General features: G+C 40.8%; 11 protein-coding genes. 5 read left to right on the top strand and 6 right to left on the bottom strand.

Annotation, left to right across the window (positions count from 1 at the left end; all coding sequences use genetic code 11):
• Window positions 1-26 precede the first annotated feature (26 nt).
• Genes Q0064_RS02920 through Q0064_RS02910 form a run of 3 tightly spaced genes read right to left on the bottom strand, consistent with a single transcriptional unit; the run spans window position 27 to window position 4,457 of the window.
• The gene (locus Q0064_RS02920) at window positions 27-1,274 is read right to left on the bottom strand and encodes a restriction endonuclease subunit S (protein ID WP_298144040.1); all 1,248 of its coding nucleotides are present in this window, start codon (window positions 1,272-1,274) and stop codon (window positions 27-29) included.
• Complete coding sequence (locus Q0064_RS02915; RefSeq protein WP_298144037.1) at window positions 1,267-4,269, bottom strand: type I restriction endonuclease subunit R; 3,003 nt, start codon at window positions 4,267-4,269, stop codon at window positions 1,267-1,269. Before Q0064_RS02915 ends, Q0064_RS02920 begins: the two co-directional genes overlap by 8 nt.
• On the bottom strand, window positions 4,269-4,457 hold the full coding sequence (locus tag Q0064_RS02910) for a helix-turn-helix transcriptional regulator (protein WP_298144035.1): 189 nt from the start codon (window positions 4,455-4,457) through the stop codon (window positions 4,269-4,271). Before Q0064_RS02910 ends, Q0064_RS02915 begins: the two co-directional genes overlap by 1 nt.
• 611 nt (window positions 4,458-5,068) lie before the next feature.
• Between Q0064_RS02910 and Q0064_RS02905 the strand changes: the two genes are divergently transcribed.
• A complete protein-coding gene (locus Q0064_RS02905) occupies window positions 5,069-6,697 on the top strand; it encodes an ABC-F family ATP-binding cassette domain-containing protein (RefSeq protein WP_298144032.1) in 1,629 nt (542 codons plus the stop codon).
• A gap of 367 nt (window positions 6,698-7,064) precedes the next feature.
• Here the strand turns inward: Q0064_RS02905 and Q0064_RS02900 are convergent, their stop codons facing one another.
• Window positions 7,065-7,886 carry a hypothetical protein gene (locus Q0064_RS02900; RefSeq protein WP_298144029.1) on the bottom strand — a complete coding sequence of 274 codons (822 nt, stop codon included), beginning with the start codon at window positions 7,884-7,886 and terminating at the stop codon, window positions 7,065-7,067.
• Between the two features lie 67 nt (window positions 7,887-7,953).
• A complete protein-coding gene (locus Q0064_RS02895) occupies window positions 7,954-8,490 on the bottom strand; it encodes a hypothetical protein (RefSeq protein WP_298144027.1) in 537 nt (178 codons plus the stop codon).
• Window positions 8,491-8,634: 144 nt separating this feature from the next.
• On the opposite strand from Q0064_RS02895, the gene Q0064_RS02890 reads away from it, so the two are divergent.
• Complete coding sequence (locus tag Q0064_RS02890) at window positions 8,635-10,044, top strand: MATE family efflux transporter (RefSeq protein ID WP_298144026.1); 1,410 nt, start codon at window positions 8,635-8,637, stop codon at window positions 10,042-10,044.
• An 11-nt stretch (window positions 10,045-10,055) separates the two neighbouring features.
• A complete protein-coding gene (locus Q0064_RS02885; RefSeq protein ID WP_298144023.1) occupies window positions 10,056-10,283 on the top strand; it encodes a hypothetical protein in 228 nt (75 codons plus the stop codon).
• Here Q0064_RS02885 and meaB read toward each other — a convergent pair whose 3' ends face one another.
• Window positions 10,284-11,324, bottom strand: coding sequence for a methylmalonyl Co-A mutase-associated GTPase MeaB (gene meaB, locus Q0064_RS02880; protein WP_298144020.1), 1,041 nt, complete (start codon window positions 11,322-11,324; stop codon window positions 10,284-10,286). It lies immediately after the preceding gene.
• 266 nt (window positions 11,325-11,590) lie between these two features.
• On the opposite strand from meaB, the gene Q0064_RS02875 reads away from it, so the two are divergent.
• On the top strand, window positions 11,591-12,472 hold the full coding sequence (locus tag Q0064_RS02875; RefSeq protein WP_298144017.1) for an SDR family oxidoreductase: 882 nt from the start codon (window positions 11,591-11,593) through the stop codon (window positions 12,470-12,472).
• A 272-nt stretch (window positions 12,473-12,744) separates the two neighbouring features.
• Entirely contained in the window at window positions 12,745-13,509 is a 765-nt protein-coding gene (locus tag Q0064_RS02870; RefSeq protein WP_094487467.1) for an AAA family ATPase, read from the top strand.

Here is a 13,509-nt window from a genome sequence, read left to right as displayed (position 1 = left end):
GTATGTTTTATTCAAATTCATAATTTCTAATCGTCTAATTTAGGAAACAACCCCTGCATCAATCCCTTTTTATGCAACTTCAATTGCTCTATCCTTTCCGTTTGTGCAGTGATAAGCGCATCTAAAGAAGAAAGACAAGAAGCGATTTTTTGTTGTTCTTTGGAAGACGGAATTTTCATTAAGATTCTGTAAAAGTCAGAATGATTTAAGTCGGGTATAGTTGAAGTCCCAGCATAACTAAGAATAATACGTTGCGTGTCAGGTAGTCTTAAAAAAAACACCAAAAAATCTTTGTTCAAAATATTTCTATCAAACTGAATCTTAAAAAAATTATTATGGAAAGCACCAGAAACACCGGTTACCACTTGACCAGTATTACCAGTCCTCGTCATCAATACATCATCCTCATTACATATTACATTTTTGGATGGGTCTTTTATGTAATATCTTCTTTCGCTATTTGATTTTAAAAACTCATTTGTTATATAGAAAAAACTATTTTCTACCTTTTCCGTGAATCGTTCTGAAATAGGAATTTGTAATCCTTGATTTATTTTCGTTAAATCTTTCAATAAGTATGAAACCCACTCACCATCATTCTCAAACTCCTTAAACCGATACTTCGGCACTTTTTCACCAGCTGAAGGAAAAAGGTTTTGCATCAAGCCTTTTTTGTGGTCTTTGAGTAAATCCAACTTTTGGCTGTGGGCGGCTATCACTTCATCTAAGGACGAAAGGCAGGATGCGATTTTTTGTTGTTCTTTTTTATTCTTGGGTAAGTAAATTGGAAGTAGTTTTATTATCTCTGCATTCAAATTTTTTACGGCTGCACCAGCTGCATTAGTTTGAAAATAAGTTTGACTTGATTCAGAAGAAATGAAATAATATAAATAATCCTCAAAAGTTTTATTTGATATTTTTCTTATTGCGATCCAACCATCATGAATACAAGTTGTGATATTTAATATGTATGGTCTGCCAAAACTCATAGAGTTTGACAGAATTAAATCGCCCGAATTGACTTCTCTGGTGCTACTTAAAGCTTCCTTTTTTACCTTTTCCTTTGTCTGGGTAATATATTTGGCATCAGAAGGAACGTCTGCAATTTTCAACCAATTCAATCCATTTTCATCGGTTGTAAAATAATCTTCAATTGGTCTAGGTGAACCACCTCTTACTATTTCTGAAAGGACACCCAATTCTTCAATAACCCATTCTCCCTCATTCTTAAATTCAGGAAAACGCAAGTCAGGTATCAATTTATCTTTACTCATAAGCTGCTAGTCCTGATATTTCACGCCCTTGGGCTAATTTTTTTAATTGGGGTACTAAGTCTGCCATCAATGCCAGTTCTTTTACTCGGCGTTCTTTCCAACTCAGGTCTAAGGGTTCTAACAGGTCGGTGAGTTTTTCTCCGTCAAAAATCATTCGGCTAAGTATGTTTTCTACAAAATTTTTCAAGTCGGCCGTTTGCAAGCCGTGTTGGTGAACAATGGCAGCGAGTTCTTTGTTGTATTTGTCGTCTTTAAAAGTGTCGTACCCTATGCGAAGTGTTTCTACATCTTGTCCGCTGTTCCAATCCAAACCATTGATGTATTCGGTTAAATCTTCTTGCTCGTCCATCAAGTTGGCATTTGAGCTTAGCAAACTAATCACCTGTGCTTTGGTCATTTTTTGCTTGGCTGGTTTCTTTTGCGTACTGTCGGCAATCAGACTCATTATATAATCGTAATCAATTACAGCAGAAGCAAATAACACAAATTCGAAATCGAGTTGTTGAATTTCGGGTGGTGCCTGGTCGCCCTCAGACTCTTGTCGTTTTTTGAATTGTTTAGCGGTTTCGAGATAGGAACTTTTAAACTCAACAAATTTTTCTTTAGGCAATATTTGCTCTATCTGTTGTTTTTGTTCGGTGCTTAAATCAGTAAATTGTTGCAACGCTACCAATTGGCGTTGTACTTCTTTAAAGTTCTGGATAAACGTAATCTTTGCGGCATCGCCTTTTACATTGTACACTTCTTGCGGCTCGTAAACTAAATTTTGTTCGTGCATAAAATAGCCCAATTTTTCAACGGCCTTTTTGTACTTTTCTAATACCACAGCAGCTGGTTCAACTAACCAGATTTCTCTAGATTTTTGGCTATCAACCCCTGAAAATAGTGCTATGGCGTTGTTTACGGCTTCTTGTTGCGAACGAAAATCTAATACATTTCCGTGAGGTTTGGTGTCATTTAATACACGATTGGTGCGCGAAAATGCCTGTATTAATCCGTGGTACTTCAAATTTTTGTCCACATACAACGTGTTCAAGTATTTACTATCAAAACCTGTGAGCAGCATATCTACCACTATTGTAATGTCAATTTTGTTTTTGTGTGCGTAGTCTTTGTTGCTGTATTTATGGTCTTTGATACGTCTTTGAACATCTTGGTAATAAATATCAAAATCATTAATAGAGTGATTAGTGCCAAATTGTTGGTTGTAATCTGCTATAATTTCTATCAGTGCTTTTTTCTTTTCTTCAGGATTTGTTTGATTATCTAACTTTTCCTGTTGCAAGTCTTCTTGCATTTGCCTAACATCTTCGGCGTTTTTTAGACTTTTCTGATCTCCATCTTTTGCTATTAGCTGCGCTGGAGGCGAAAACACACAAGCAATGTTTAGCGGAATATAATCCGGATTCTCGGATTGTTTCTTTTTTTGAATTTCCTTGAATAGGTTGTAATATTCAATGGCGTTATTGATTGTGGCTGTTGCCAAAACCGCATTAAAACGTCTAGAGTTAGTTGCGTTATTGTGTTTTTCTAAAATCGCTTCAACCACTGCTTGTTGGGCTATAGGTTCTCCTGGTTTTGGGTTTAAATTTCCTCTTCCTTGGAAATAATCTATATGAAAACGCAATACATTTCTGTCTTCAATGGCATGCGTTATAGTGTAAGCGTGTAATTGCTTTTCAAATATATCTTGCGTGGTTTTGTACGAGGCTTCTTCGCCTTCTCTAATTTGGTAGGTTGCGTTTTCATCAAAAATGGGTGTGCCTGTAAAACCAAAGAGCTGGGCACATGGAAAGAACTCTTTGATGGCTTTATGATTATCTCCAAACTGCGACCGATGGCACTCATCAAAGATAAAAACCATTCGTTTATTGCGGAGTGGCTCTAATCGATCTTTGTAATTCTTTTTGTTTGTGCCATCCAAAGCCAATCCTAATTTTTGAATGGTTGTAACAATAACTTTGTCGGCATAATTAGAAGATAATAAACGTCTTACCAATGTTTCGGTATTGGTATTTTCTTCCACACTTCCTTGCTGAAACTTATTAAACTCTTCGCGGGTTTGTCGGTCAAGGTCTTTGCGATCCACTACAAACAAACACTTTTCAATTTCGGTACTATCTTTCAGCAAAGTGGATGCTTTGAAAGAAGTTAGCGTTTTGCCGCTTCCTGTAGTATGCCAAATATAGCCGTTGCCACGATTTTGTTGAATGCAATCAATAATTGCCTTCACTGCATATATCTGGTACGGTCGCATAACAAGCAATCGCTGTTCACTTTCAATAAGAACCATATACTTGCTAATCATATTGCCCAAGGTGCACTTAGTCAGAAATTTTTCAGCAAACGAATTAAGGTGCGTTATTTTCTTATTGTTCTCATCTGCTAATTGATAAATGGGTAAGAACTGCTCATCTACATTAAAAGCGAAATGCTGATTCTTGTTGTTGGCAAAATAAAAAGTGTTCGTTTTGTTGCTTACGATAAACAACTGCATATAGCACAGCAGCGAATTGCCGTAGCCATTGCCCGCTTCGTTTTTATAATCTACAATCTGCTGAAGTGCTTTCCGTGGAGAAATGTCTAGTTTTTTTAACTCAATTTGCACAACAGGCAGTCCGTTAATCAGTAATATAATGTCGTACCGTTGATGGCTGTTTTCTGTATTGATTCGTAATTGACTAATAACTTCAAAATCATTTTTACACCAGTCTTTGTTGTTTACCAAAGTGTAATGTAAAGGCGTTCCGTCCTCACGCTGAAAGTATTGTCTTTCTCGCAAAAGTTTCGAAGCTTTAAACACATCGGGCTGAATGATTTCTTCTCTAAGTCTCAAAAATTCGTTGTCAGATAAGCGAACACGGTTGAGCGTTTCAAATTTTGTTTTAAAATTTTGCTCAAGCGTTTTCCGGTCAACTATATCAGGCCGATACGAGTATTTCAGCCCTTTTAATTGCTCGATTAGATTTTCTTCTATTTGATTCTCTTTGCTCATTATTCTTCTTTCAATAAATCTTTGGCGTTAACATCTAGAATTTTTGCAATTCGGTACAAATCCTCGATACTAGGTTGTCTCACATTACGTGCATACTCGTTAATCGTGTTGTAACTTTTGTCCAGCTGCTTGGCAAGCCAAGTTTGTGAGATACCTTTTTCTTTCAAAACTTCTTTAATTCGGTTCATTTGCGCCTAATGAATTTTTAACAATTCAAAGATAGTAGATTCCCATTGCTTAATAGTGTAAATACCCACTATTTTGCCGTGGGTGAATAGGATCAAGTTCTGTTGATTATTTAAAATTGGTTTATCTGTCAACAAAGACCAAATATTCTTGAATATTGGTTGGCATTTACGCCAATTGTTGCCTTGACCATTCGTAAAATACCGACATAATCCGCAATTTTCACAGTTCACAAACTATTAAATAACAACGCATTGAACCTATAAGCTTATTCGTATTTTTGACATAGTAAATCGCACTCGCGCTTCGTTTCTTAGCTCTCACGAATATACGTATTTCCACCAAACGTTAGTAACGTATTTCCTAGCCCCGGTTGCAGCGGCAGCCCGGAGAAAAAAACGGCTACGTGAAACGCGTTGCGATGGCGACCCAAGAAGCCAGCGGCAAGGCGTGTGAACGTGCCGTATTTTTTGAGGACTACAGCGAAAAACGGGAATGGCTTCTAAAAATCGATTCAAACACCGGAATTCGATTGAAAATAATTGTCGGACGCTGTGGCTGAAAGAGCTAAAAATGGCTTGTTTTAGACTACCTTTGCGCAAATTTTTTAAAAATGCTTACAGTAAACGACGTATCGGTTGAGTTTGGTGGAACTACGCTTTTTAGCGACGTTTCGTTCTCCATTAATGAAACCGATAAAATTGCCTTGATGGGGAAAAATGGCGCGGGGAAATCGACACTTTTGAAAATTCTTGCCGGCGAACGCAAACCCAGCAGCGGCAGTTTATCGATGCCCAAAGATACGGTAATTGCGTACCTTCCGCAGCATTTACTCACGCAAGACAACTGTACGGTTTTTGAAGAAACATCGAAGGCATTTTCGGAAATTTTCGCCATGCGCGACCGTATCGAAGCCATTAACAACGAGCTTACCGTACGAACCGACTACGAATCGGATGCCTACATGAAATTGATTGAGGAAGTAAGCGACCTCAGCGAAAAGTTTTACGCCATTGAAGAAATAAACTACGAAGCCGATGTGGAAAAAGTACTCCTCGGCCTGGGCTTTGTTCGCGAGGATTTTAACCGAAAAACCAGCGAATTTTCGGGCGGCTGGCGCATGCGTATTGAATTGGCAAAACTGTTGTTGAAAAAACCCGATTTGATTTTGCTCGATGAGCCTACAAACCACATGGATATTGAAAGTATTCAGTGGTTGGAAGATTTTTTAGTGAATGCTGCTAAAGCCGTTGTGGTTATTTCGCACGATAGAGCGTTTATCGACAACATCACCAACCGCACCATCGAAGTAACCATGGGCCGTATTTACGATTACCGCGCAAAATATTCGCACTACCTAGAACTGCGAAAAGACCGCCGTGCGCATCAGCAAAAAGCCTACGACGAACAGCAAAAAATGATTGCTGAAAACATGGAATTCATCGAGCGATTTAAAGGAACGTACTCGAAAACGTTGCAGGTACAATCGCGCGTGAAAATGCTGGAAAAGCTAGTCTTAGTTGAAGTGGATGAAATTGATAATTCGGCACTGAAAATAAAATTCCCACCGGCACCGAAAAGCGGGCAATATCCGGTGGTGGTAACCGATTTGGAGAAAAAATACGGCGATCACGTGGTGTTTAAAGGCGCTAATATGGTGATTGAACGCGGACAAAAAGTTGCGTTTGTAGGTAAGAATGGTGAGGGGAAATCGACCATGATAAAGGCCATCATGAAAGAATTTGCGCCAGATAGCGGAAGCGTTGAAATCGGACATAATGCACTAATTGGTTATTTCGCACAAAATCAGGCGGCTTTACTGGACGAAAATGTAAGTATTTTCGAAACCATCGACCAGATTGCGGTGGGCGATATTCGTACGCAAATCAAGAATTTGTTAGGTGCTTTTATGTTTCACGGCGACGATATTACCAAAAAAGTGAAAGTACTGTCAGGTGGCGAACGCACGCGCTTGGCAATGATAAAACTCTTGCTTGAACCCGTGAATTTGCTAATCTTGGATGAACCTTCGAATCACTTAGACATGAAAACCAAGGACATCATCAAAGAAGCCTTGCGCGATTTTGAAGGAACTGTGATTTTAGTTTCGCACGATCGTGATTTCTTAGACGGCTTGGCCACGAAAGTTTTCGAATTTACCAACAAACGCGTCGTGGAACACTTCGAAGACATCAACGGATTTCTGGCAGCGAAGAAATTAGAGAAATTGGCAGCGTTGTAGGTGAAAGGGGGAAGTGTTTTTTTTGAGAAGCTAGTCCCGATTGCTATCGGGATAGAAGCTAGTCCCGATTGCTATCGGGATAGACTTCGTGTCATCTCCACTTAATGATAATTCATTGTTTGAAGCTGTTGAAAGGAGAGCGTTGTGGCCTTTGTGTGAAACTTCGCGGAACTTTGTGCTATTGTTATAGAGGCTAGTCCCGATTGCTATCGGGATAGAAGCTAGTCCCGATAGCCATCGGGATAGAAGCTAGACTTCGTATCATTTACACTTTACGATAATTCATTTTGTAAAGCTGTTGAAAGGAAAGCGTTGTGGCCTTCGTGAGAAACTTCGCGGAACTTTGTGCTCCATTTTTAAATTAGAATCAAAGTTCCAACTCAACTCCGTACATCGTTAATGCGCCGTCGTTGCGGTCGTTGTCTTCGGCGAGATAGAAATGATGGGTAGTTTCGGAGCTTTTGTAACAGGTAATTCCTTCGAATTTATGTTCTTGGGAAACGATTTGTGTGTACAGCACTTCCAAGGAATCGATTTTTAGAACTCCCAGTAAACTACCACCAATTTCGCCATCTAGATAGGTGGAATCCGAAGCTTCTGCGGCAGCGGTAAATACAATAAAGTCGTTGCAAACGCACGCATCGGTGAAGGTGAAATCGAGATTGTTGAAATAAAGTTGAATATCGCGTTCCGAAACGATTTCAAAGGAGCCGTTGGTTAATTTACGCGCTTTGAAAACGCGATTTTGTTTCATCGGTCCGTTGCCGCGATTGAAGATGTAATACGTATCGTCGTGTTTGCACAGGGCTTCCAAATTCAAATCGTCGTCAGAAATACCGCGACTGCTAATAGCATCGTACAGCAAACACTCCGTGCTGATGGCTAAATTTTCGAGATCAGCAAACGAGGTTTTTATCTTTCGCTTTTCTTTGGAACCACTTCCGTAGAGGTGAATACCTTCCGAATCTGCATAAATGATCTCGTAATCGCGTTTGTGCTTTTTTTCGACCCAATGTTGTGCATTTTCGATGGTGGGAATCGCCTCGAAGGTAAAATTCGTCGGATTTATTTTGAAAAGAAAATCAGAATTATCGCTAATGCAGAAAAGATAATCGTTCAACCAAAGCAAACCGGAAGACGAGTGTATTCCGTGAACAGTCCCAAAATTTTGAATTGCTGTAAATTTCATAGATCCAAAAATACAAAAGCCTCCCGAGAGAGGCTTTTGAAAACAATGGAATGGTGGAAAAAGTTTTCTACAACTCAAAAGCGTAGGCTAAACGAGCTACAACTTGCCCGATACCTTCATCGCCTGATTCGTCGATAAAATCTTTTAAATATTCGTAACGTAAACTAAAGTCGATCACTTTTGTAGCATAACCAACTCCAGGCGATAACAATAAAGAAGTTTTATCGTAATTGTTGGTCACGGCAAAAGCAGCACCACCTTCGCCAATTAAATAAAACTCATTTTCATACACAAAAACTTTGAATCCAGCTTTCAAGGGAATAAACCCTAAATCGTTGTCTTTTCCGCTAACGAAAAAGTTGGTAAAGCCCGTTGTTAGGGTTAAAGAAGTTTTTTTTGTTAAGTCGTACTGCAAACGAACATCGCCGCCTAGCGAGAAATCATACGGATCGTTTAGTGGCAAACCACCATTCAATCCAAATCCGAGTCGAAAGCCCTGATCGTAGTTTTCAATTGCCGTTGCGATAGTTTCCTGACCAAAAACGCTTGGTGCTGAAAATCCGATTACAAAAGCCAAACAAAAAGAGCGTAAAGTATTTTTCATATAAGTAAACCAAATAGTATTGATCTGAGCTGCAAAGAACCGCCTTTATGAAAGCTTACTCTTACGCAATTTCGTTTAAGTTTTATGATATTAATGACCGATAGTCGGAATACAGTGCGCTATCTTTGCCCGATTTTTGTTGCTATGAAAAAGTATTTTGCAGAGTTTGGTTACAACTTGAAACTGGCGTATCCGGTGATGCTTGGCATGGTTGGACACACCTTAATTTCCATCACCGACAATATTATGGTTGGAAAGCTGGGAAGCACCGAACTTGCGGCGGTTTCGTTGGGAAATAGCGTGATTTTCATCGCAATGTCGCTCGGAATCGGATTTTCGACGGCCATAACGCCTATTGTTGGCGCTGCCGATGCTGCGAACGACAAAACCACTTTGGTAAAAGCGCTCAAACAAGGCTTGTTGCTGTGTAGCGTACTTGGTGTTTTGCTTTTTGGTGTCGTTTTTCTTTCGAAACCATTGTTGCGCCAACTCAACCAACCGGCCGAGGTCATTGCGCTAGCCGAACCGTTTATCGATTACGTGGCATTGTCGCTGATTCCTTTAATTGTTTACCAAGGTTATAAGCAATTTGCCGATGGGATGTCGCAAACCAAATACTCGTTATACGCCATTATTCTTGCCAATGTTGCGCATGTAATTTTGAACTATGTATTGATTTACGGCATATGGATTTTTCCGAAGTTAGGAATTATCGGTGCTGCTATTGGAACGGTGATTTCGCGCATACTCATGGTTGTGTTTATGCACCTAATTACGCGTTATTCGAAAGGCTTGCGCGAGTATTTCGATGCCTTGCCTACGGTTTCGTTTGATCGAGAAATTACGCGAAAAATAGTTCGCATCGGTATACCGTCGGCGGCGCAAATGCTGTTCGAAGTACTTTTATTTACGGCTGCCATTTGGTTAAGTGGCATTATCGGCACCAATGCACAGGCGGCGAACCAAATAGCGCTTTCTTTGGCCTCGCTCACATTTATGTTTGCAGTTGGATTGGGCGCTGCGGCCATGATTCGTGTGAGCAATTACGTTGGAGCACAAGATTTTAAGAAACTTCGGTTGGTGGCGCAATCTGTTTTTTTACTGACTGTTTTTATAGAAATCGTTTTTGCTTTGGTGTTCATTGCGTTACACCAGATTTTACCGGAGCAGTTTTTGAATATGGAAAACAATACGCAATTGGCCGATAACACAGAAGTAATTGCCATTGCAGCGAAATTATTGATAGCTGCTGCCTTTTTCCAGATTTTCGACGGCATGCAAGTGGTTGTGCTGGGTGCTTTGCGCGGCATGCAAGACGTTAAAATTCCGATGTACATTACGTTTGTGGCGTATTGGATTGTCGGATTTCCGCTGTGTTATTATTTGGGAATCAAGCTCGAATACGGAGCAGAAGGGATTTGGTTCGGATTGTTGGGAAGTTTAGCAACGGCCGCCTTTTTGTTGTACGCCAGATTTTTATATTTGAGTAAGAAATTCATCATCAATAATAAAATTGACAACCCTGAAAGTGCAAGCGTGCTGCCTTCACATTAAACTTTAACTCTATGGAACTACCCAAATTTGTACTTGGCGATAATACCGATTTTCCGGACGATATTTTTGTAATTCATCTTGATTTCCCGCGCTTTGTAATTAATTTACGAAACGATGAAGTGGAAATAATCGACGATATTGAAGAAGCCGAGGAACAAGAATTGAGCGAAGAATTAGAGCGTTTGATTGTGGAAGCTACCGAATTTTACGATCGTGAAATTGCGCGCTACGACGAGTAGTTACGCCTTTCGATAAAGTTCTAGCAATTGTTGTACCGCAGTTCGAGGTGAAATTTTCCCGTTTTCCAATTCGAGAATCATTTTTTGCCACGAATCTTTTACGTTTTCGTTATTCGTAAAGTCGAATAAAAGTGCTTGCTGAATCATACTTTGAAAAGCTTTTAGCACTTGTTTTTTGCGATGCAACTCGAATTGTCCGTTTTCTTTTGCTTGCTGGAAGTACGACGAAATTTCATCGAAAACGTCGGCAATTCCGCTGTGTTCTAAGGCGCTAGCTGTAAGTACTTTACTTTCGTAGAAGTTCGTTTTGGGCGGAAACAACGACAATGCGCTTCGGAGTTGGGCTTGTGCGCGTTTGGCAGGTTTTACATTGGCACCATCGGCTTTGTTGATCACGATTAAATCGGCCATTTCCATGATACCGCGCTTGATGCCTTGTAACTCATCGCCGGCGCCTGCCAGATGAAGAAGCAAAAAGAAATCGGTTAGGTCGGCAACAGTAGTTTCACTCTGCCCTACTCCAACGGTTTCGACGATGATGAAGTTATATCCGGCGGCTTCGCAAAGCGTAATGATTTCGCGCGTGTTTGCTGCCACTCCGCCCAGAGTTGTTCCAGAAGCTGAAGGTCGGATAAACGCCGATTCGGATTTTACCAGCTCTTCCATACGTGTTTTATCGCCGAGAATGCTGCCGCGCGTAAGCTGACTACTCGGATCGACCGCCAGTACAGCCACTTTATACCCTTTTGAAATGGCATACAAACCAAAAGCTTCGATAAACGTACTTTTTCCAACGCCCGGAACGCCAGTAATGCCTAAACGAACCGTATTTTGTTTAGCTTCGAGTGTGTTTAAAAGCTGTGCTGCTTCGAGTTTGTGTTCGGGTAAATTGCTTTCGATAAGTGTGATGCACCGACTTAAAGCCGCACGATCGCCAGAACGTAAATCGGTTTGAAGTTGTTGCACATCGATTTTGGATTTACGCAAATCTTTGATTCGTTGTGCGGCGTCGGAACTTAAAAAATCTGAGGTGGCATCCACAGCTGGTCAATTTGTTGGTAAAATTAACGTGAATTCGCATTAAACCTACTGCTGGAAACGAATTTTCGGTAACGATTTTCCGCAAAAGCGATTGCAGTGGAAACCCCGCAGCTGCCGTGGTGCTAACCCGGCGGCGAGGAGTTGCAACGGAAAGCGCGACCCGACGGGCGGGATTTGGGAAGGCGGAGGGATTTGCCCAAATAAAAATCGGCAGTAGAAAATCCATTTTTCGCTTAAAACTGTATCTTGTGAAAAAATAAACAAACATGGGATATTCAGATAAAATGCTGCGCGACGGCGCCTTGGAAGGCAAAACGATTATAGTTACAGGTGGCGGAAGTGGCTTAGGAAAGGCCATGAGTACCTATTTTTTGGAATTGGGTGCGCATGTTGTGATTACCTCGCGTAATTTGGAGAAGATTAGCGCTGCCGCGGAAGAAATGTCGGCCAAAACCGGCGGAAAGTGCTTTGCAGTAGCTTGCGATGTGCGCGATTACGCCCAAGTGGAACAGATGATTCAAGCTACAATTGCACAATTTGGAACGGTTGATGTTTTGGTGAACAATGCAGCTGGTAATTTTATTTCGCCTACTGAACGTTTATCGGCAAATGCGTTTGATACTATTATTGATATTGTTTTGAAAGGATCGAAAAATTGTACGCTCGCAGCTGGAAAATACTGGATTTCGGAAAAGAAAACCAACGTAAATGTGTTGAATATAGTTACCACTTATGCGTGGACAGGCTCGGCGTACGTGGTTCCGAGTGCTACGGCAAAAGCGGGCGTTTTAGCGATGACGCGGAGTTTGGCTGTGGAATGGGCGAAGTACGGCATACGTATGAACGCCATTGCTCCGGGACCATTCCCAACGAAAGGCGCTTGGGATCGGTTGTTGCCGGGCGATTTAGCACAGCAGTTCGACATGTCGAAAAAAGTACCGTTGAAGCGTGTGGGCGATCATCAGGAATTGGCCAATTTAGCGGCATATCTCGTATCGGATTTTTCGGCTTACGTGAATGGCGAAGTCGTTACTATCGACGGCGGCGAGTGGTTGCAAGGAGCAGGACAATTTAATTTGTTGGAGAAAATTCCGGCAGAAATGTGGGATATGCTCGAAGCGATGATTAAAGCGAAGAAGTCGAGTTAAGGCGTTATTTACACCAGATTTGTAGCTAAACGTTTGGGAATATTAGCGCGATCGTAGAATTTGCGATTGCGGTAGTTGGAAAAGTACTTTAGAAAGTTCGGATTATGAAATTGTTAGTGCGCAGTAAAGTTATTGTTTGCAGAAAAACATCTTGTAATCAGCGACTTAAAACAATTTAGAAATTGGTTAATAAAACGCTGTTTGGTTAACAAATTTGACTTGATTACGCGCTAAATAATTGTACTTTTACGCCACAAAAATCAGACTACTGAATGGGTAAAATAATTGCTGTCGCCAATCAAAAAGGCGGTGTTGGAAAAACCACAACCACTGTGAATTTAGCTGCGGCGCTCGGTGTTTTGGAGAAGAAAGTATTGCTGATAGATGCCGACCCACAGGCCAATGCCAGTTCGGGATTAGGTATTGATGTGGATCAGGTAGAAATTGGTACGTATCAAATTTTAGAACACAGCAACACACCGGAAGAAGCGATACAACAATGTACCGCTCCGAACGTGGATGTGATTCCGGCGCATATCGACTTGGTGGCGATTGAAATTGAGTTGGTTGACAAGGAAAATCGCGAGTACATGCTTAAGGAAGCACTTGCGGAAATTAAAGATAAGTACGATTATATTTTAATTGATTGTGCGCCGTCGTTGGGATTACTGACTTTGAATGCGTTAACCGCTGCGGATTCGGTATTGATTCCGATTCAGTGCGAGTATTTTGCATTGGAAGGTTTAGGAAAATTGCTCAATACGATTAAAAGTGTTCAGAAAATCCACAACGAGCATTTAGATATTGAAGGACTTTTACTGACGATGTACGATTCGCGTTTGCGATTGTCGAATCAGGTTGTTGAAGAAGTGCAGAAACACTTTGCAGATATGGTGTTTAAGACGATCATTCAACGAAATGTTAAATTGAGTGAAGCGCCGAGTTTTGGAGAAAGTATCATTAATTTTGACGCCACAAGCAAAGGAGCTACCAATTATTTGAGTTTGGCTCAGGAAATTATAAAGAAGATTAGCTAG

This window comes from Flavobacterium sp., assembly GCF_027490375.1.
Taxonomy (GTDB): Bacteria; Bacteroidota; Bacteroidia; order Flavobacteriales; family Flavobacteriaceae; genus Flavobacterium.
The sequence above is the reverse complement of the archived record's forward strand: the minus strand, read 5'-3'. Positions and strand labels throughout refer to the sequence as shown.

Excerpts from the sequence above, each read along its gene's own strand:
- Q0064_RS02875 (WP_298144017.1), top strand. The coding sequence starts at position 11,591 with ATGGGATATTCAGATAAAATGCTGCGCGACGGCGCCTTGGAAGGCAAA.
- Q0064_RS02870 (WP_094487467.1), top strand. The coding sequence starts at position 12,745 with ATGGGTAAAATAATTGCTGTCGCCAATCAAAAAGGCGGTGTTGGAAAA.
- Q0064_RS02915 (WP_298144037.1), bottom strand. The coding sequence starts at position 4,269 with ATGAGCAAAGAGAATCAAATAGAAGAAAATCTAATCGAGCAATTAAAA.
- Q0064_RS02905 (WP_298144032.1), top strand. The coding sequence starts at position 5,069 with ATGCTTACAGTAAACGACGTATCGGTTGAGTTTGGTGGAACTACGCTT.
- Q0064_RS02920 (WP_298144040.1), bottom strand. The coding sequence starts at position 1,274 with ATGAGTAAAGATAAATTGATACCTGACTTGCGTTTTCCTGAATTTAAG.
- Q0064_RS02885 (WP_298144023.1), top strand. The coding sequence starts at position 10,056 with ATGGAACTACCCAAATTTGTACTTGGCGATAATACCGATTTTCCGGAC.
- Q0064_RS02895 (WP_298144027.1), bottom strand. The coding sequence starts at position 8,490 with ATGAAAAATACTTTACGCTCTTTTTGTTTGGCTTTTGTAATCGGATTT.
- Q0064_RS02910 (WP_298144035.1), bottom strand. The coding sequence starts at position 4,457 with ATGAACCGAATTAAAGAAGTTTTGAAAGAAAAAGGTATCTCACAAACT.
- Q0064_RS02890 (WP_298144026.1), top strand. The coding sequence starts at position 8,635 with ATGAAAAAGTATTTTGCAGAGTTTGGTTACAACTTGAAACTGGCGTAT.
- Q0064_RS02900 (WP_298144029.1), bottom strand. The coding sequence starts at position 7,886 with ATGAAATTTACAGCAATTCAAAATTTTGGGACTGTTCACGGAATACAC.